This window comes from Anaerococcoides asporogena (assembly GCF_029590275.1).
In the GTDB taxonomy this organism is placed as follows: domain Bacteria; phylum Bacillota; class Clostridia; order Clostridiales; family Clostridiaceae; genus JG1575.
Genome location: NZ_CP120965.1, coordinates 3243175 through 3262161 on the forward strand (window position 1 = coordinate 3243175; position 18987 = coordinate 3262161).

At 56.1% G+C, this 18987-nt stretch carries 12 protein-coding genes and 2 pseudogenes; 3 read left to right on the top strand and 11 right to left on the bottom strand.

All coding sequences use genetic code 11. The features are described 5' to 3' along the window. Window positions 1–129: 129 nt before the first annotated feature. The 11 genes and pseudogenes from mfd to P6M73_RS14905 all read right to left on the bottom strand — a co-directional run bounded on the left by mfd (window position 130) and on the right by P6M73_RS14905 (window position 13597). Window positions 130–3678, bottom strand: a complete 3549-nt coding sequence (gene mfd, locus P6M73_RS14855; RefSeq protein ID WP_277853800.1) for a transcription-repair coupling factor — start codon at window positions 3676–3678, stop codon at window positions 130–132. Window positions 3679–3989: 311 nt separating this feature from the next. After that, window positions 3990–4538: pseudogene (gene pth / locus P6M73_RS14860) on the bottom strand (aminoacyl-tRNA hydrolase); the annotation flags it as partial. 88 nt (window positions 4539–4626) lie between these two features. Continuing rightward, a complete protein-coding gene (locus P6M73_RS14865) occupies window positions 4627–5784 on the bottom strand; it encodes a S1C family serine protease (protein WP_277853801.1) in 1158 nt (385 codons plus the stop codon). Window positions 5785–5794: 10 nt separating this feature from the next. Then, window positions 5795–7207 (bottom strand): sensor histidine kinase, encoded by a 1413-nt coding sequence (locus P6M73_RS14870; protein ID WP_277853802.1) that lies wholly within the window; start codon window positions 7205–7207, stop codon window positions 5795–5797. Window positions 7208–7216: 9 nt separating this feature from the next. Further along, window positions 7217–7903, bottom strand: a complete 687-nt coding sequence (locus tag P6M73_RS14875; RefSeq protein WP_277853803.1) for a response regulator transcription factor — start codon at window positions 7901–7903, stop codon at window positions 7217–7219. 150 nt (window positions 7904–8053) lie between these two features. Then, window positions 8054–9016, bottom strand: a complete 963-nt coding sequence (locus P6M73_RS14880) for a ribose-phosphate pyrophosphokinase (protein WP_277853804.1) — start codon at window positions 9014–9016, stop codon at window positions 8054–8056. 30 nt (window positions 9017–9046) lie between these two features. Beyond that, window positions 9047–9682 (bottom strand): annotated as a pseudogene (locus P6M73_RS14885) (DapH/DapD/GlmU-related protein); the annotation flags it as partial. 448 nt (window positions 9683–10130) lie between these two features. Continuing rightward, complete coding sequence (locus P6M73_RS14890; protein WP_277853805.1) at window positions 10131–10730, bottom strand: histidine phosphatase family protein; 600 nt, start codon at window positions 10728–10730, stop codon at window positions 10131–10133. 258 nt (window positions 10731–10988) lie between these two features. Continuing rightward, window positions 10989–11330, bottom strand: coding sequence for a septation regulator SpoVG (gene spoVG, locus P6M73_RS14895; protein WP_277853806.1), 342 nt, complete (start codon window positions 11328–11330; stop codon window positions 10989–10991). A gap of 174 nt (window positions 11331–11504) precedes the next feature. Next, window positions 11505–12317 (bottom strand): pur operon repressor, encoded by an 813-nt coding sequence (purR, locus tag P6M73_RS14900; protein WP_277853807.1) that lies wholly within the window; start codon window positions 12315–12317, stop codon window positions 11505–11507. Window positions 12318–12553: 236 nt separating this feature from the next. After that, on the bottom strand, window positions 12554–13597 hold the full coding sequence (locus P6M73_RS14905) for a branched-chain amino acid aminotransferase (RefSeq protein ID WP_277853808.1): 1044 nt from the start codon (window positions 13595–13597) through the stop codon (window positions 12554–12556). Between the two features lie 169 nt (window positions 13598–13766). Here P6M73_RS14905 and murC point away from each other — a divergent pair, with 169 nt between their 5' ends. From murC to P6M73_RS14920, 3 genes are all read left to right on the top strand, one after another. After that, complete coding sequence (murC, locus tag P6M73_RS14910) at window positions 13767–15176, top strand: UDP-N-acetylmuramate--L-alanine ligase (protein WP_277853809.1); 1410 nt, start codon at window positions 13767–13769, stop codon at window positions 15174–15176. 170 nt (window positions 15177–15346) lie between these two features. Next, window positions 15347–17074, top strand: a complete 1728-nt coding sequence (locus P6M73_RS14915) for an ABC transporter ATP-binding protein (RefSeq protein WP_277853810.1) — start codon at window positions 15347–15349, stop codon at window positions 17072–17074. Then, window positions 17075–18862 (top strand): ABC transporter ATP-binding protein, encoded by a 1788-nt coding sequence (locus P6M73_RS14920; RefSeq protein WP_277853811.1) that lies wholly within the window; start codon window positions 17075–17077, stop codon window positions 18860–18862. Window positions 18863–18987 lie beyond the last annotated feature (125 nt).

Sequence of the window (18987 nt, forward strand, 5' to 3'; positions counted from 1 at the left end):
GCTGATTTTCATTCCGCCGGCACTCCGGCAGATGGACATTTTTTTAACTCAAGGTTCATTATAATCGTTTTTTTGACAGGAGGCAACTTTGGACCGTTTCGCCGGACAACCCCGGCAGGGGCTGTCTGACTAGGCTTTGCGCCGCTCCAGCTCCTTCTTCTGCTCTTCTCCCAGTGCGTCAAACAGCCGTGACAAATCCCGGAGCAGCACATCCCGGGTGGTCCGGTATCGGAACTCGATGACGGGCTTTTCGCCGGCGATAATGGTGCTGCGGTCACTGTAGGGCGGGTTAGCCAGGACTCCGACATAGGGCGAACGGAAGGCATCGACATTCTGGAAGGTCATCGTGACATAGCTGCCGCGGTCGCGAATCTCGCTGATGGCAAGGGCTTTTGCCTTGGACCGCAGCAGCGCGACATCCATGAGATTATAGGTGGCATCGGGTATATCCGAGAACCGGTCCTCCAGCTCAGCCTTGACCTGGAAATAATCCTCCTTGGTCTCAATGGCGGCGATCTTTTTGTACATCTGGATCTTGAGGATCTCATCGGCGATATATTCCCGCGGAATGTAGGCATCCAGGCGGATGTCCACCACCGTGTCCGGCGCGTCGCCCCGGCTCTGGCCGGTCAGTTTCTTCACCGCCTCATCCAGCATCCGGATGTACAGGTCATAACCAACGGCTGCCATGTGTCCGGACTGAGCCTTGCCCATCATATTGCCGGCTCCGCGGATCTCCAGATCGCGCATGGCGATGCGGAAGCCGGAACCCAGCTCGGTAAAGTCCTTCAGCGCCTTCAGCCGCTTTTCCGCCACCACCGTCAGCACTTTGTCCCGGCGGTAGGTCAGATAGGCATAGGCGATGCGGTTGGTCCGGCCCACCCGGCCGCGCAGCTGATACAGCTGGGACAGACCCAGCTTGTCTGAGTCATAAATGATGATGGTATTGACATTGGGAATATCCAGGCCCGTTTCGATGATGGTGGAACTGACCAGCACGTCGAAGCGCCCTTCCATGAAATCCACCATGACATCTTCCAGCTCCCGCTCCGACAGCTGACCGTGGCCAATGCCGAATTCCACTTCAGGAACCAGCTGCTTGAGGTAGTTGGCCATGCGCTCGATGTCCTGGACGCGGTTATAGACGAAATAGACCTGACCGTTGCGGCTCTTCTCGCGCAGGATGGCGTCCCGGATCAGCTGCTCGTTGTATTCCACCACATAGGTCTGAATCGGGTAGCGGTCATCCGGCGGCGTTTCAATGAGTGAGATGTCCCGAATCCCGGTCATGCTCATGTTCAGGGTTCGGGGGATCGGTGTGGCCGACAGGGTCAGCACATCCACCGCCTTTTTCAGTTCCTTGAGCTTTTCCTTGTGCTTCACGCCAAAGCGCTGCTCCTCGTCAATGATGAGCAGGCCAAGATCTTTGAACTGGACGGCCTTGCCCAGGAGCTTGTGGGTCCCAATGAGAATATCCACATTGCCCTCCTTGAGCCGGATGAGAGAATCCCGAACCTGAGCCGCCGTGCGGAAGCGCGACACCATATCGATGTTCATGGCGAAGCCTTCAAAGCGCCGCCGGAAATTATTGTAATGCTGCTCGGCCAGAATCGTGGTGGGTACAAGCACCGCCACCTGCTTGCCGTCCATGACCGCCTTGAAGGCAGCGCGCATGGCCACTTCCGTTTTGCCGTAGCCGACGTCGCCGCACAGCAGGCGATCCATCACCCGGGGAGACTCCATGTCCTTCTTGATCTCCTCGATACTGGTCAGCTGATCCGGTGTTTCATCATACTGGAATTCATCCTCAAACTCCCTCTGCCAGGGCGTGTCCTTGCTGAACTCGTAGCCCCGGACCTGACTGCGCTGAGCGTACAGCTCCACAATCTCCTGCGCCACCTGATCCACATTGGCCCGGACCTTGGCCTTCGCCTTGGCCCACTCCTGGCCGCCCAGCCGGGAAACCTTCGGGGCAGCCGCTTCATTTCCGATGTACTTCTGGATCAGATCCAGCTGGTCGACCGGAATGAACAGCCGGTCATTGCGCTCGTAGCTGATCTCCAGGTAATCCTTGACAACCCCCTGGGTTTCGATCTGCTTCATGCCCTGATAGACGCCGATGCCGTGGTTGACATGAACCACATAGTCGCCCTTCTTCAGGTCATCGTAGGAGTGGATCTTTTCAATTCCTTTACCCTTGACGGCCCGGCGCTTCTTTTTCTGAGAAGATTCGCCGAACACCTCGGCATCGGAGATCACCGCCAGGCGGATGTCGCGGAATTCATAGCCTTTTTTCTGATTGCCGAAGGTGATGACGACTCCGCCCGGGCCGACGGCGCCGACGTCATCGCGGTAGATCGCTTCGATTTCGCGGCCGCGCAGCGTTTCTTCCAGCCGCTCGCCCCGGGGGCGGGTGCCGGACAGAACCACGGTGCGCCACCCGCCCGCTTTGCGGTGGGCGATGTCATCCACCAGCAGATCCAGCTGACCGTGAAAGTGATAGACCGTATTGCTTTCAAACTGAGCCAGATGCCGGGGTGGCAGCGCCCGATCCGTCTTCATCAGGTCATGGAGCGACAGCACCGGCCGGCTCAGCAGCTGGGTCTGGATCACCTCCGGATCCAGCATGATGCGGGACTGCCCCGCCAGAATCTCTCCCCGGCTCAGAAAGGTTTCGTACTGTTCCCGGAATTCCAGCGCGGCCGACCCCAGTTTGCCCATGGTGCGGATGGAATCATCCAGCACGACAAAGTGCTCGCCGATATAGTCCAACAGGCTGGCCGGCTGCTCAAAAAAGTACGGCAGGCAGGAATCGATGGTTTCAAAGCTCCACGTTTCCTCCAGGGCTTCCAGATTCTTCTGCACGATGGCTTTCAGCTTCTCGAAGGCTTCCGGACCCAGGGCTTTGCGCGCCGCTTTATTCTGGGTCAGTTCCTCCATTTCTTTCCGGATCTGATCGCGCCCGCGCAGCAGCGACGGCTTGTCGATGATGATTTCCTTGCTGGGAAAGATCTCGGTTTCGGTGACCGGCTCGATGGAGCGCTGGGTCTCCGGATTGAAGGTCCGGATGGTGTCGATCTCGTCGCCGAACAGCTCAATCCGCACCGGGAACGGAGCCACCGGTGAAAAAATATCCATGATGCCACCGCGCTGGGAGAACTGACCGCGCCCTTCCGTCACTTCCGCCCGCTCGTAGCCGGCTTCGATCAGGCGCTTCGCCAGATGGTCCAGGTCCAGCACGTCTCCGGTTTTAAGGTGAAAGGTATAGCGCTGGAAGTAGTCCAGCGGCATCCAGGCCGAAAGCAGCGCTTCCACGGAGGCCACGATGATCTTCTTCTGACCTGAGGCAATCTCCCGCAGAACCTTCAGCCGTTCCCAGCGCAGATCGCCGGACACGGCGTCGGCATCATAGAACACCAGCTCCCGGGCCGGCAGGAAATAGACCTCCAGCTCCCAGAGCAGCAGGTCATCATAGATGGCGCGGGCTTCCAGCTCCGACCATGAAAAAATAAACAGCGACTTCTCGGTCGACTGGTAGAGCGCAGACAAAAAGGCGGCCCGGGCGGAATCGGAAATTCCGTACACCCCGATCGGATACCGCTTCTCCCGGATTCCCGCACGAACCTGCTCAAAGCCCTGACTCGTCTGAATCAGAGCTTTGATGGCATCCAGCCTCATGATCTCACCTCGGAGTCCGAATCCGGTTCGGACGGATTCTCGGTCACAGGATCGACTGAGGATGGATTCTTCGGCAGCGGTTTTTGATGCAGCAATTCTTCCGGGTTACAATCTGCCAGCGGTTTTCGGGGCGGAATATCCTCTCCGGATGCGCTGTTCAACGATGCGCTGTTCAGCGACGCACTGTCCGCAGATGTGCTGCCCGAAGCCGCACTCTCCGCAGATTTTCTGTCCGCAGATGTGCCACCCGCAGCGCCGGGTTCCCCGGACTCCCTGGGCAGCTTCGGTGCCTTGGGCGGTTTGCCGGAGGAATTATAGCGGTTCATGGCATCTTCCACGGCACCGGTGACGATGACTTTCACCGCGTCCCGGGCCAGCTGCAGGCCCTCGATATACAGAGGTTCCTCCGTGGGCGAGAACTTGCCCAGAACATGGGAGATGACATTGCCGCGGGGGCCGCCGACACCGATGCGCAATCGGGTAAAGTCATCGGATCCGGTGAGTCCGATGATGCTCTTCATGCCGTTGTGGCCGCCGGCGGATCCCTTGACCCGGATCCGGACGGCTCCGGGTTTCAGCGCCATGTCGTCATAGACTACCATCCACTCGTCCGGACGGGGCTTGTAGAAGTTCAGGGCGGCCACCACGGCTTCCCCCGACAGGTTCATATAGGTCATGGGCTTGATGAGGACGACCTTTTGGCCGCCAAGGAATCCCTCCCCCACCATGCTCTTGAATTTGCTCTTATTGATGTCGATATTTGCCTCATCGGCAATGAGGTCCACCAGGTCAAACCCGGCATTGTGCCGGGTCCGGGCATATTGGGGCCCCGGATTGCCCAGGCCGAAAATGATAAACAAGCTGATTCCTCCTGACATGGGAAAAACCAAGGAAATCATTCCTTGGGTATTCCGCGGTTCGGGTCACCGTTTGGGTGCCCGTCTTATTCTAATAGATTTTCATGGTAAGGGAAAGAATTTCATTCAGACGCGAGAGTGTCACCTGCAGGGAATCCCCTGCCTTCTTGCCCTTGAGATAGCTGTCGATGGCCCGCTCCCTGGTGACGGGCTGTCCGTCGATGGTCAGGAGGATATCCGTGGGCTGAATTCCCCCGCGCTGGGCGGTGGAGCCTTCTTCCACTTCCAGGACATAAAAGCCGGGCTGCTTCAGGGACGGTACTTCCACCAGATCCCCCTGGACTCCCAATTTAACGGCAGAGGCCTCATCCCGCGACAGGATCCGCTCCACCACCCTGGGCAGCTCACTGCCCGGAATCACAGCGGTGTAGGGCGACACGCCCAGACGCTGGGTCAGCTCACTGGATGCCATGCCCGCCAGCCGTCCCTCCATGGTGACGGCCGCTCCGCCGTCATTGCCCCGGTAGACCGGGGCGGAGGTCAGAAAGATCGGCACCTTGGTATCCTCTCCGCCCGAACGGACGGTGTAGAGCGCTTCCCTGGAATGGATCTCGCCCATGGTAAGATTTCCGCTGTCCGGATCTCCCTGGGGCAGGGCGATCAGGAGAATGGTCTGAGCCAGCGCCGGCTTGACCGGAGTCAGATCCAGCGGCTGTTCCCGGTTTAGCGTCGGAACATCGATCAGACCCAGTCCGGTGGCTTCGTCCACACCCATGACAATCCCGTTATGGACCTTCAGCCGGTCGGCTTCCTGAATCTGGACATAAACCTGCGTCTGTCCCCGGACGCTGGCGGCAGGAACCAGGATATAGCCCCGGACTCCATAGATCAGGCCGCTGGACAGCTTATCCGGTTCATTGGCATGCAGGGCCGCCCGGGAGGTCGTAACCCCGACCAGATTGCTGGCGAACTTATCATACGCTGCCCGGAAGTTCTCCCGCTCGTAGAAGCGCTTTTCCAGTTCATTGTACTGATTGGATTCTTTTTCCAGATAATTGTTGGTTTCCGCGATTTTGCGATCCGTATAATTTTTGGTCATCAGCAGGATGACGATGGCAAACAGCAGGACTGAGCCTGCCGCCAGGAGCGTCAGGATTCCTTTCCGGTGGGTCTGATACCTCAGCTTCTCCCGGTTGGAGATCCGGATATGCCCTTCCTGGACTTCCGGTGCATTCCGATTGTTTTTCAAGGGTCACCTCTTATGTTTTGCTCAGGGTAAACTGGAAGACAACACCGGTCTCCCGGTTTTCCACCCAGACGTTCTCCCCGAGCTGGCTCAGGATATTGCGCACAATGGGAAGTCCCAGTCCCGTGGATTCCTTCTGCGTCCGCGACCGGTCCGCCTTATAGAACCGGGACCAGATGTTCTTCAGATCAGCATCGGAAATCGGCATGCCGTCGTTGTAGATGGCCACCGTCACTTTCTTGCCCTTCACTTTAGTGGACACTTCAACATGCCCCTCGGCCGGAGAGTGCTTGACGGCATTGTCCAGGAGGTTGGTGACGACCTGAATCAGGCGGTCGCGGTCGGCCGCGACGTACTGATGCTCGGAATCCAGCGAAATGTCCACCCGAAGTTTCTTATCATTGATTTTGGTTTCAAACTTGACGATGGAGGCCCGAATGACCTCGTTGAGGTCCACTTCCGTCACATTCATCGAGAACCGGCCGGACTCCATGGCGGACAAATCCAACAGATCATTGATGAGCCGGGTCAGACGGTTGATTTCCTCATATACGACATTGAGATAGTAATCCTCCTTGTCCTTGGGAATGATGCCGTCCAGGATTCCGGCGACGAAGCCCCGGATCGAGGTGATGGGCGAACGCAGTTCATGGGAAATGTTGCTGATGAAATCCCGCCGGTTCTGGTCCGTGTTCTCAATGGATTCCGCCATAAGGTTGAAGGAGTTGGCCAGATTGCCGATTTCATCCTCGGAGGATACCAGGGCCCGCTGGGTGAAGTCGCCCTTGCTCATCTTGTCGGCCACGCTGTTCAGTTCATACAGGGGACGAATCAGGATCTGCTGCGCAAAGTAGTAGATCATGAAGATCGAGGCAATCAGCGCCAGGAAGGAACTGATCCAGATGATGAAGAAGACCCCTGAAATCTGCTTGCGCAGGACTTCCTCCGGCGTCATGATGACGGCGGCGCCATGGTAGATGCCATCCTTCAGGATGGGCGACACATAGACAAAATACTCTTTCGTGCCATCCGGGCCGGCCAGGCGGGAGATTTCCTGAGCGCCGCCGCTGGCCAGGCGCTCCAGGTTCTCCTGGGGGAACACCTTGAAAATCCAGTCAGACAACTCTTCCCTAGACACCAAAAACACCATATTGCGCTCATCCAGAACCAGTACCTCTGAATCATTGAGGCCCCGGCCCAAATACTGCAACGTGGTGGTCAGAATGGGCTTTTTGATTTCACTCGCCTTGAACCGCTCTACATTGTACTTAATAAGCTCCGCGGATTCTTCCAGACGGGTTCGTCTTTCCGAGATGTAGCCCTGCTGCACCCAGACGGAAAGGATCGTTGCGATAATCATGTAGCTGATGGCCAGGATCACAAAGAACGTGGCCACCAGCTTGAATACGATACTTTTACTTTTCATCGGTTTGGTTTACTTGACTTCGAACTTGTAACCGACTCCCCAGACTGTTTCCAGCTGCCAGTTCGGGCCGCCGTGCAGCTTTTCGCGCAGGCGCTTGATGTGGACATCCACCGTGCGGGAATCACCGGGATAGTCATATCCCCAGACTTCGCAGAGCAGCTGTTCCCGGGTGAAGACCCGGTTCTTGTTGGAAGCCAGGTGATAGAGCAGTTCAAATTCCTTGGGCGGCATTTTGACGTCGTTGCCGCGATAGGTCACGCTGTAGGAGTTGACGTCCACGGTCAGTTCCGGGAAATTGAGGACTTCCTTGCCGCCGCCCTCGACATTGAAGCGGCGCATGACGGCCTTGACTCTGGCCACCACTTCCTTCGGTTCGAAGGGCTTGACCATGTAGTCGTCGGCACCCAGTTCCAGTCCAAGCACCTTGTCAAAGGTCTCGCCTTTGGCCGTGAGCATGATGACGGGTGTTTCGTAGTCCCGGCGGATCCATTTCAGGACATCGATCCCGTCCACAAAGGGCAGCATGATGTCCAGCAGAACCAGGTCCGGCTTGTAGTCCACGAACACTTCCTGCGCAGATTTTCCGTCCCCGCAGACCTTCGTATCGTAACCGGAGTTCTGAAGATACATTTTCAGTACTTCGCTGATATTTTCATCGTCATCTACGATCAGAATCTTTCCAATTTTCCCTTCCATTCAAATCCTCCTGTGTCCCACAATGGGGATAATGGTTGAAACCAGTTAAGTATATCTTATATGAACGATGCAAAAAAACAGAATGTTTTCCGCAAAATTTACAGTTCATTCACCAGCGGTGCCCTCGCTTCGGTCAAACAGAGCTTTGGATCAGCTGAAAATTGTCGACACCGGTTCATTCTCATGCACCCGGTGGATCGCTTCGCTGAACAGATCTACGCAGGACAGAATCCGGAATTTGTCCCGCATCTTTTCCGGCTCCATCCGGATGGTATCCAGCAGCACCACCTCCGTCAGAGGCGAGTCCTGCAGGCGGTCCGGGGCGTTCCCGGACAGTACTGCATGGGATGCCGCGGCATAGACTTCACGGGCGCCATGCGCCATGAGGGCGCAGGCTGCATTGGCAATCGTGCCGCCCGTGTCGATCATGTCATCCACCATGACGCAGCGCTTGCCGCTGACATCGCCGATGATGTTCATGATTTCCGAAACATTGGGACGGGGCCGCCGTTTATCAATGATGGCAATCGGAGCGCCCAGCCGTTCCGCAAATTTGCGGGTCCGGGTCACCGAGCCAATGTCCGGTGCCACCAGCACCACATCATCGGCGCGGTAAAAGCCTTTGTCGGTAAAATAGCGGGACAGGATCGGCCCGCCGATCAGATTGTCCATGGGGATGTCAAAATAGCCCTGAATCTGTTCGGAATGAACATCCATTGTAATGACCCGGTCTGCTCCGGCCTGGGTCAGGAGATTGGCCACCAGCTTGGCGGTAATGGGATCCCTGGCTTTGACCTTGCGGTCCTGCCGGGCATAGCCGTAATACGGTATGACCGCATTGATCCGTCCGGCCGAAGCCCGGCGGAAGGCATCGATCATGATCAGCAGCTCCATCAGGTGATCATTTACCGGAGTTCGGGTGGACTGGATCACAAAGACATCACAGCCCCGAACGGTTTCACCGATGCTCACCGAGATTTCTCCGTCACTGAATCGTTCCACCTGGGCAACCCCCAGAGGCACCCCGAGCTTCCGAGCGATTCCCAGCGCCATCTCCGGCTGAGAATTCCCCGAAAAGATCTTCATACTCTCACACGTCCATGACTGAACCATACGATCCGCCTCCCCTGCTTTATTCAGGCATCAGTCCTTTTTCAGGCCCTTCTTCTCGACCCAGTGCTCCTTGATCTCCTGGCGAGCCCGGCCGATGGCCAGGGCGTCTGCCGGAACGTCCTCGGTGATGGTAGAGCCCGCCGCCGTATAGGCGTTGCGGCCGACCCGCACCGGTGCCACCAGATTGGTGTTGCAGCCGATGAAGGCGTTGTCCTCCACTACGGTCTTGCTTTTCACTCTGCCGTCATAGTTGACAATGACCGTACCGCAGCCGAAATTGACATGGGAACCGATCTCCGCATCCCCCAGATAGGTCAGATGGGATACCTTGGTGCCGTCCCCGATGGAGGTCTTCTTGATTTCCACAAAATCACCGATTTTCACATGGGAGCCGATCACAGAGTCCGGCCGGATATACGCAAACGGCCCCACTGTGGTCTCCTCACCGATGGAGGAATCCAGAATCACGGATTCCTGAATTTCGCAGTAATTGCCGATTCTGGAATTGCGGATCCGGGTGCCCGGATACAGAATCACCCCTTCGCCGATCACACAGGCGCCCTCGAGGATCACCCCGGGATAGATGACGCTGTTCGCTCCGATGACTGATTCCTTTGACAATATGATGTTCTCGGGATCCACAAAAAAGACCCCGTTGTTCTGATGTTTCTCCACCCGGGCTCTCGCCCCGTCCAGAGCTGTCTTCAGCTCGCGGATTTTTTCCAATGCCTTTTCTGATCCTTGTGCCATATGATACTCCTGTGTTTCCTGATAGATTTTATGTCATTCTGTTCCAATGCTGATTCTCTATTCCCATGCTGGTACTCTGTTCCCATGCTGGTACTCTGTTCCCATGCTGGGACTCTGTTCCCATGCTGGGACTCTGTTCCCATACTGGTACTCTGTTCCCATGCCGGTACTCTGCTTCACTGCCGATCCTTTCCTGATCGAAGATTTCTTCTCTGAGCAAGGGGAACATGGTTATCTGAACTGAATCAGACAGAGCCGCCGCCCCTCCTCTTTCTATTTTAGACGGAAGCGGCGGTTGTGTAAACTTGTCGGGAGTGGTGCTGTCCTGCCGGAGATCAGGCCCATAAAACCAGTCAGCTCAATCTTATTTCCCTGACAGGTGAGCCAGCGAGTTCAGGCAGGTGATGCCGCGGCCTTCTTCCAGTGCCACCCATTCATGGATGCCGGTATCCCCGGTAGTCACCCAGACATTGTAATCCGCCGGCAGCCTCAGAAAAGCCCGGAAGAGCTGATTGATCATCCCGCCGTGGGTCACCAGCACAACATGGCCCGTCGGATGCTCATACAGGATTCGGGAGATCACCCGCTCCGCCCGGAAGCGGAATTCCAGACGAGTTTCCTGTCCGTACACCGAATCATGGGCCGGTACATTGGGCACCACGGGATAGCGATGACCCACCTCAGTAATCGGCACACCTGCCAGCTGTCCGTTGTTGAACTCCATCAGGTCATCCAGCTCCGTCACCGATCGACCCGCAGCTTCCGAAATGGCCTCGGCCGTCTGGCGGGCTCGCAGCAGCGGCGAGGAGTACACCGCATCCACCGGATAGGTCCGCGCGATCCAGGCGGCAGCCAGTCTGGCCTGACCCAGTCCTTTGGCAGTGAGCGGAAAATCCGCCCGGCCTTCACAGACCCGCCGGATATCCGCCTCCGATTCACCATGGCGTATGACAATCAGTTTCATAGAGACTCACTTCCTTTCGATGAATACATTGCGCCAGGTCTTTGGGATCCGGAGCCTGCTGCAAACATTCTTCGGTACATCCAAATCCCATTCCAACTTTAGGCTTATTTTCTGGATCGATTCGCATCGTTCTGGCGATGAAATAATAATATTATACGCTTAATAATTATTTTCATAGAGGTTTCCGCTATTTTCCCACTGCAAATGAAAGCTGAGGCAATGCCGCGATGACATTGCCTCAGTGGATCCCGTTCCGGGTTACTGGTATGGATTGGGGGCGCCGACACTGACTTCCGCTTCGGGAAGGTTCAGGCGGTCGAATCCCGGTTCGTCGTCTGACGGTTCACTCATGATCTTTTCATACTCATCCAGAATAGCGTGCTGTAATTTTTCCCTGGTTTCGGTATTGATCGGATGGGCTATATCTTTAAACTCTCCATCCGGTGTCTTTCTCGACGGCATGGCAATAAAAAGGCCGTTCTGGCCCTCGATAACCTTAATGTCATGCACCACAAATTCATTCTCGAATGTCACTGAAACGATTGCCTTCATTTTCCCCTCCGAGGCAATCTTCCGTATCCGAACGTCGGTGATCTTCATTGAGTTTCCTCCTCGCTGTGGTATAAAAAGTCATGTCCCGATTCTTCCACCGGGGGGATCCCTCGCTCCGGATGGAATGATTCTTATTTAAAGAATAGCATGGTAAACGATTAAATATAAGACTGTTGGCACATTTTTACAATATTAACAATATACGCTTATTTTGTTCATAATCTATAATGAATTTGAATCTTTAATATTAATTTCACCATTCGAATCGATACCATAATAATCACAGAAATTCACGAAGGGGACTCCGATGGTCTTTTCCATGTCCTTGGAATCCACCATGACGCCCACGCCGACCAGGCTGGACTCAAACTCATGGAGCAGGTCAATGATGCCGCGAACCGTGCCGCCGCCTCTCAGAAAATCGTCAATGAATACCAACCGGGAGCCGGCCCGGATGCTGCGCTTGGACAGGCTCATCACCGAGAGCAGACCTTGATTACCCGTCAGATAGTTGATGGAAACCGCCGTTCCTTCGGTGATTTTCGTGTTGCGGCGCACCACGATCAGATGGATGCCAAGATAGCGCGCCACCTCATAGGCCAGGGGTATGCCCTTGGTTTCCACCGTGATGATGTAGTCGGGTCGGATCTCCAGGAAGTGCTGAGCCAGAATGGCTCCGGCCATCCTCACGATGCGGGGATTCTGCATCAGATCGGTTACATAGAGGAAATTACCCGGCACGATCCGGCTGGGATCTTTCAGGTATTCCAGAAACTCTGTCCGGAATTTCTGACGTTCCTTCTCGGAAACGGTCACCTGATATTTCACTCCGCCGCTGGCGCCTACCAGGGTTTCCACCCGGCCTTCGCCAAATTTCTCCAGGGTTTCCCGTACAATCAGCAGATCTTCGGAGATCGTCGATTTGGCCGCATGAAACAGGTCCGCGAAATAGTTCAGGCTGTAGATCCGGTTCGGATTTTCAACCAGCGTTTTAGTAATGATCGCCACGCGGGCGGTTCGGGTATGTTTATCCATGATGGAACGCCTCCTCTTTTGTCCCCATTGTACTTAAAATTCGTACGATACGCAATGAAAGGATAACGAATGTTCGTTACCCTTTCGAGTGCATTATAACGGGACTTCAATAAGACTCCCTGTTTTTAGTCAGAACATCCCAGGGGCGATGGATCGGCCCTGATGAGCCAGAAGGGAAATCCGTAATTTTCACATACAAAGTCAGTCTTTCCAAACAGCCTTTGATCCGGCCCTTTTTATTCTTCGTCCAGCGGAACTTTTACGACCCAGCCTGCCGGTCCTTCGATGTCGCCGTACTGAATGCCGACCATCGTATCATAGAGCTTTTTGGTAACAGGGCCAACTTCTGTCTCAGAATGGAAGACATGGCGCTCTCCCTTGTAGTCGATGGCTCCGATGGGGGTGATGACAGCTGCGGTACCGCAGGCTCCGGCCTCGGCAAACTCATCAAGTCCGTTGATGGGGCAGTCCCGTTCGATGGCGTCCATCCCGAGGTATTCCTTGGCCAGGTGAAGCAGGGAATACTTGGTGATGGATGGCAGGATGGACGGGGAATACGGTGTTACAAATTCATTGTTCTTCGTGATGGCAAAGAAGTTGGCTGCACCGACTTCCTCGATCTTGGTATGGGTTGCCGGATCCAGGTAGATGCAGTCGGCATAGCCCTTGTCCTTGGCCAGTTCGTGGGGCAGCAGGGAAGCTGCGTAGTTTCCGCCGACTTTGGCTGCGCCGGTTCCAAACGGAGCAGCCCGGTCATAGTCTTCGGAGACCATGAAGTTTACGGGACTCATGCCGCCCTTGAAGTAGGCTCCTACCGGCGTGCAGAATACTGTGAAGATAAATTCGGGAGCGGATTTCACCCCGATCTGGTCACCGACTCCGAACATGAGCGGTCTTAAATACAGGGAGGCACCGGTGCCATAGGGCGGAACAAATTCCGCATTGGCGGCTACAACCTTCTTGCAAGCTTCAATGAACTGTTCTTCCGGAAAATGCGGCATCAACAGCCGGTCGCAGCTGGCCATCATGCGCTTGGCATTCATGTCCGGCCGGAACAGCTGAATCTCTCCGGACTTGGTGCGATAGGCCTTCATGCCTTCGAAGCACTGCTGCCCGTAGTGGAGCGCTGTAGATGCTTCTGAAATGTGAACCCGGTTGTCCCCCGTCAACTCACCCTCGTTCCAGGCACCGTCCTTCCAGTGCGCGATGAAGCGCCAGGGTGTCTTGATATACCCAAAGCCGAGATTGGCCCAGTCAAGGTCCGCAATTTTATGTTTCATGATTTCCCTCCTAAACAGGTGTATTATATATATGTTAACTTAAAACGTTGTCAGATTACAGTTCAAAGCCAAAAAATCAGAAAACCGAAAGGAATGAATGTCAGCGTCACCTTTCTTGCTATGGCTTTCGCTCTGCATTAAAATATTGATATCGAAGGAGATGATTTTTTTGTCATTTGATTTGAAAGAATATAAAGGTAAGAAAGTGCACATCGTCGGAATCGGCGGTTCCATGATGAGCGGAATCGCGGGAATTCTGCTGGACAACGGGGTTTCGGTTTCCGGAACCGACCAGGAGGATTCCAAAACCCTGGACTGGGTCCGCAAAAAAGGCGCGTCCGTCAAAGCCGGCCATCACCGCGATTACGTCTATGATCAGGATCTGGTCGTGTATTCCGCCGCGGTCAAGCCCGACCATCCGGAACTGATCCGGGCCCATGAACTGAACATCCCCACTATGACCCGCTCCCAGTTTCTGGGCTATCTGATGAAGAACTTCCGGTACTCCGTCGGCATTGCCGGCACCCACGGCAAAACCTCCACCACCGCCCTGCTGACCTCCATCACCATGGGAGCGGGCGAGGATCCCACCGTGCTCATCGGCGCGCCGGTGCCGCTTCTGAAGTCCAATTACCGGGTGGGAAAATCCGAAGTCATGGTCGTGGAATCCTGTGAATATCAGCGATCCTTCCTGGACTTCCCGCCTCACATCGCGGTGCTGCTCAACATTGAGGAAGATCATGTGGATACCTATAAGGATCTGGACGCCATCAGGGAGGCCTTCCATACCTACGCCTCCAGGGTTCCGGCCGACGGGCTGGTCATTGCCAACGCGGACGACCCCAACTGCATGGCAGCGGCTGAAGGCATCCAGGCCCCGCTGTTGACCTTCGGTCTGGAACAGGGGGATGTCCGGGCCGTCGGCATCACCATGGACAACAAGGGCTGCGGAACCTTTGATGTGGTCCGGGGCGAAGAGGTGCTGTTCAACCTGCACCTTCCCATTCCCGGCTCCTTCAATATCTACAATACCCTGGCCGCCACCTGCGCCGCCCTGGCCCTGGGCATCGAACCGGAGGACATTCGCCGTGGCCTTTTGAGTTATCAGGGAGTCGACCGCCGGCTGCAGGAACTGGGCACCGTCAACGGCGTCCGCTTCATCGACGACTACGGCCACCATCCGACGGAAGTCCGGGTCACCATCGAAACCGTCCTGCACTACGATTATGAGCGACTCATCGTACTGATGCAGCCCCTGACCTATTCCCGGCTGCACCACTTCATGGCTGATTTTGTCCCCCTGTATGACAAGGCCGACCTGTTAATCCTGCTGCCGGTCTATACCTCGCGGGAAGTCGACACCGGACTGACCTCGAGCAATGTCCTGGGCGATGCCGTTCGGGCCCGCCACACTGTGGAGTGCATCAATGCCCTGGATTATCAGGATGCCGCCAACCTGATCCTGCAGCGCGCCAACCCCGGCGACATCGTGCTGTCCATCGGCGGCGGCGAGGGCTACAAGGTTTATGACCTGCTGGCCATCAACGAAGAGCTCAAAAAAGCAGGTCCGCGGCGCTAACCGGTCTGCTGCTCCCTGCCCAGCAGGGGTGCGCCTGTCCGTTCGTCTGGCGAGAACACCAGTACAGAGGATTTTGTGTAATCCTGTACTGGTGCTTTTTGTTGCAACGATTTTCCGGCGCCTATAAGATGATAGTGGTGTCTCAATCAGACCCAAAAGGAGGGAAACGATTGAAGCGAATTTTTGACATGCTGTTTAAATACTGGAAACAGCTCATCTTCCCCACCGCTGCCCTGTTGGCTACGATCGCCCTGGATTCCGCCAACCCGTTTTTAAACCGGATGATCATTGACCGGGCACTGCCCCAGCGTGATCTGAACCTGCTGCTCTGGATCCTGGCCGGACTTCTGGCCGTTACCGCCGGACGGGCTGTGCTTGGCTTCTTCAAGGAGTACATCTACGACCGGGTGGGCATCCTGGTGTATCGGGACTTGAAAAAGGTCCTGTTCGACCACATTCAGCAGCTCCACTTCCAATACTTTGACCGGATCAACACTGGCGAACTGATGTCGCGTCTGGGCGAAGACCTGGAGAACATCTGGCGCAGCCTGGCCTTTGGCTTCCGCCTGCTGGTGGAACAGGTGCTCTACTTCCTGATCGGTTTTGTCATTCTGGCCAGCATCAACTGGAAGCTGACCCTGATTATCCTTCTGATCATGGCACCCATCGGCTTTTTGGCCATGAGCTTTGAAAAGAAGATCGACCGGAACTTCGAGGCGATTTCTGATCAGACCGCCATCTTGAATACCACCGCTCAGGAAAACATCGCAGGGGTCCGCCTGGTCAAGGCCTTTGCCCGCGAACGCCACGAAATCCAGAAATTCCTCGGGAAAAACAAGCAGAACTATGACCTGAACAATGAACAGGCCAAAATTATCGCCGATAACTTTCCGGTGATCGAACTGCTCACCAATCTGGCAGTCATTGCCATGATCGCCATCGGCGCCATCTTTGTGACCCGGGGCGAGATGTCCCTGGGTTCCCTGGCGGTCTTTTCCGGCTTCATCTGGAATCTGATCTGGCCCCTGCGCGAGCTGGGCTGGCTGATGAACATGGCGGCTCAGTTCAACGCCTCCGCTAAGAAAATTCTGGCCATTCTCGACACACCGTCCGAGGTGACGGATGAACCCGGGCTGGCGCCCCATACCGTAACCGGCGCGGTGGCTTTTGACCATGTCAGCTTCTCCTATCAGGAGGAACCGGTTCTGCGCGATGTGTCCTTCCAGGCCCGGCCGGGCGACACCGTCGCCATCATGGGAACCACCGGATCGGGCAAAAGCTCCCTGACCGCGCTGATCGGACGCTACTACAACCATCAGTCCGGTTCCGTCCTGATCGACGGCATCGACAGCCGCCGGCTCCGCCTGGATGACCTGCGCGGAGCCATGAGCATCGTACCTCAGGATACCTTCCTGTTTTCGGAATCCATTGAGAACAATCTGAAATTCGCCAATCAGGACGCGACGCCGGAAGCGGTCCGGGAAGCCCTGCGCATCGCCTGCGCCGAGTTTGTGTTTGAGCTCGAAGACGGGCTGGACACAGTCATCGGCGAACGCGGCGTCGGACTCTCCGGCGGGCAGAAGCAGCGCCTGGCCATCGCCCGGGCGATACTGAAGCAGGCTCCCCTGCTGGTGCTGGATGATGCCACCTCTGCCTTGGACATGGAAACAGAATACCAGCTCCTGAAGAATCTCAAGGAAGTGGGTCAAAACCGGACGATCTTCATCATTGCCCACCGGATCTCCGCCGTTAAGAACGCCGACCAGATCCTCTACATGGAGAACGGCCGGGTCGTTGAAGCCGGAACCCACGATGAACTGGTGGCCCTGGGCGGACGCTACTACGAAGTGTACAGCGAACAGTTCCAGGATTTTGCCAGCCTCAGGGAGGTGGTCTAAATGGCGAAAAACATCGTATCCCAGGATGAAAAAATCAATCTGACGGAAAAAAGCTATATCATCCGCCGTCTCTATACCTACATCCGGCCTTACTGGAAGGCCGTTCTGGTGATCATGGCGCTCATGGTGTTCACCATGCTGGTTGGCCTGATCAATCCGGTCTTTGTCAAATTCACGGTGGATCAGGCCATTGCCCAGGGCGACACCCAGACCCTGATCCGGCTGGCTCTGGCCATGGCCGTGCTTAATCTGCTGGCCGCCCTGGCCAGCCGTCAGCGCCTCCTGTCCATGGGCCGGGTTTCGAACAAGATTGTTCTGGACATGCGGGAAGCTCTCTATCGGCACATCCAGCAGCTGTCCTTCGCCTTTTTCGACTCCCGACCGGTGGGTAAAATCCTGGCGCGGGTCGTGGGCGACATCAACTCCCTGCAGCAGCTGTTCACCAACTCGGTGACCTCGCTGATCCCTCAGGTGCTCCAGCTGGTGCTGGTCGCCGTCATGATGCTTTTTACCAATGTCTGGCTGGGCCTTGCCACCATGGTGGTCATGCCCCTTCTGGTCTCGGCGATCTTCTTCATTGAGATCAAGGCCAGAGTCCGCTGGGGTGAGTGGCGCGGCAAGCGCAGCAACCTCAATGCCTTTACCCATGAGAACTTTTCCGGAATCCGGGTGGTGCAGGGCTTCCGTCAGGAAGCGGCCACCAGCACCCGACACCTGGACATGGTCACCGAGATGAACGAAAAATTCATGGGGGCCGTCAAGCTCAATGACCTGTTCTGGCCCATGGTGGAAATCTCATGGGGCGTCGGCTCCATCGTAGTCTACCTGACCGGAGCGATCCTCTACTGGAGAAATCTGGTCAGCCTGGGCGATATCTTCGCCTTCACCATGTTCATCGGGCTGTTCTGGCGCCCGGTCATGTTCATCTCCAACTTCTACAACACCCTCATCACCTCCCTGGCCTCCGCGGAGCGGATCTTTGAAATCCTCGACACCAAGCCCGACATCACGGACCGCGAAGGCGCCGCTGAGATGCCGCAGATCCAGGGCGAAGTCACCTTTGACCACGTCAGCTTTGAATACGATCCCCAGGTGCCGGTGCTGCACGACGTATCGTTCACGGTCCGTCCCGGGGAGAGCATCGCCCTGGTCGGCGAGACCGGCGCCGGCAAGACTACCATCATCAATCTCCTGGCCCGCTTCTATGACCTGTCCGGCGGCCGGATCCTCATTGACGGTCAGGACATCTCCCAGGTCCGCATCGAAACCCTGCGCAGCCAGATGGGCATTATGATGCAGGATACCTTCCTCTTCTCCGCCACCATCCGGGAAAATATCCGCTATGGCCGGCTGGACGCCACCAATGAGGAAATCGAGCGCGCCGCCAAAGCCGTCAATGCCCATGATTTCATCATGAAGCTGGAACAGGGTTACGACACTGAAATCCGCGAACGCGGCTCCCGCCTGTCCGTTGGCCAGCGTCAGCTCATCTCCTTCGCCCGGGCCCTTTTGGCCAATCCCAGAATCCTGATTCTGGACGAAGCCACCAGCAACATCGATACCCAGACCGAGCGGCTGGTCCAGCAGGGCATTCAGCTCCTGCTCAAGGGCCGCACCTCCTTCGTCATAGCCCATCGCCTCTCCACCATCCGCGACTGTGACCGCATCCTGGTCATCCACGACGGAGCCATTGTGGAACAGGGCAGCCATGAAGAACTGCTTCAGGCCAAAGGCTACTACTACAAGCTCTACCTCGCCCAATACCGTTTCCTCAACGAAGGTGCCTGATGCATTCGACAGGCATCCCTGAGAAAAGACTGAGCCTGGGGCAGCAGGCAACCTGATCAGGGCATATTTAACCTGATCAGGACATATTTAAAAGGCAAGGTCCCGGAAACCTGGTTTCCGGGACC

Excerpts from the sequence above, each read along its gene's own strand:
- spoVG (WP_277853806.1), bottom strand. The coding sequence starts at position 11,330 with ATGAAGATCACCGACGTTCGGATACGGAAGATTGCCTCGGAGGGGAAA.
- P6M73_RS14870 (WP_277853802.1), bottom strand. The coding sequence starts at position 7,207 with ATGAAAAGTAAAAGTATCGTATTCAAGCTGGTGGCCACGTTCTTTGTG.
- P6M73_RS14890 (WP_277853805.1), bottom strand. The coding sequence starts at position 10,730 with ATGAAACTGATTGTCATACGCCATGGTGAATCGGAGGCGGATATCCGG.
- P6M73_RS14920 (WP_277853811.1), top strand. The coding sequence starts at position 17,075 with ATGGCGAAAAACATCGTATCCCAGGATGAAAAAATCAATCTGACGGAA.
- P6M73_RS14875 (WP_277853803.1), bottom strand. The coding sequence starts at position 7,903 with ATGGAAGGGAAAATTGGAAAGATTCTGATCGTAGATGACGATGAAAAT.
- P6M73_RS14905 (WP_277853808.1), bottom strand. The coding sequence starts at position 13,597 with ATGAAACATAAAATTGCGGACCTTGACTGGGCCAATCTCGGCTTTGGG.
- P6M73_RS14880 (WP_277853804.1), bottom strand. The coding sequence starts at position 9,016 with ATGGTTCAGTCATGGACGTGTGAGAGTATGAAGATCTTTTCGGGGAAT.
- mfd (WP_277853800.1), bottom strand. The coding sequence starts at position 3,678 with ATGAGGCTGGATGCCATCAAAGCTCTGATTCAGACGAGTCAGGGCTTT.
- purR (WP_277853807.1), bottom strand. The coding sequence starts at position 12,317 with ATGGATAAACATACCCGAACCGCCCGCGTGGCGATCATTACTAAAACG.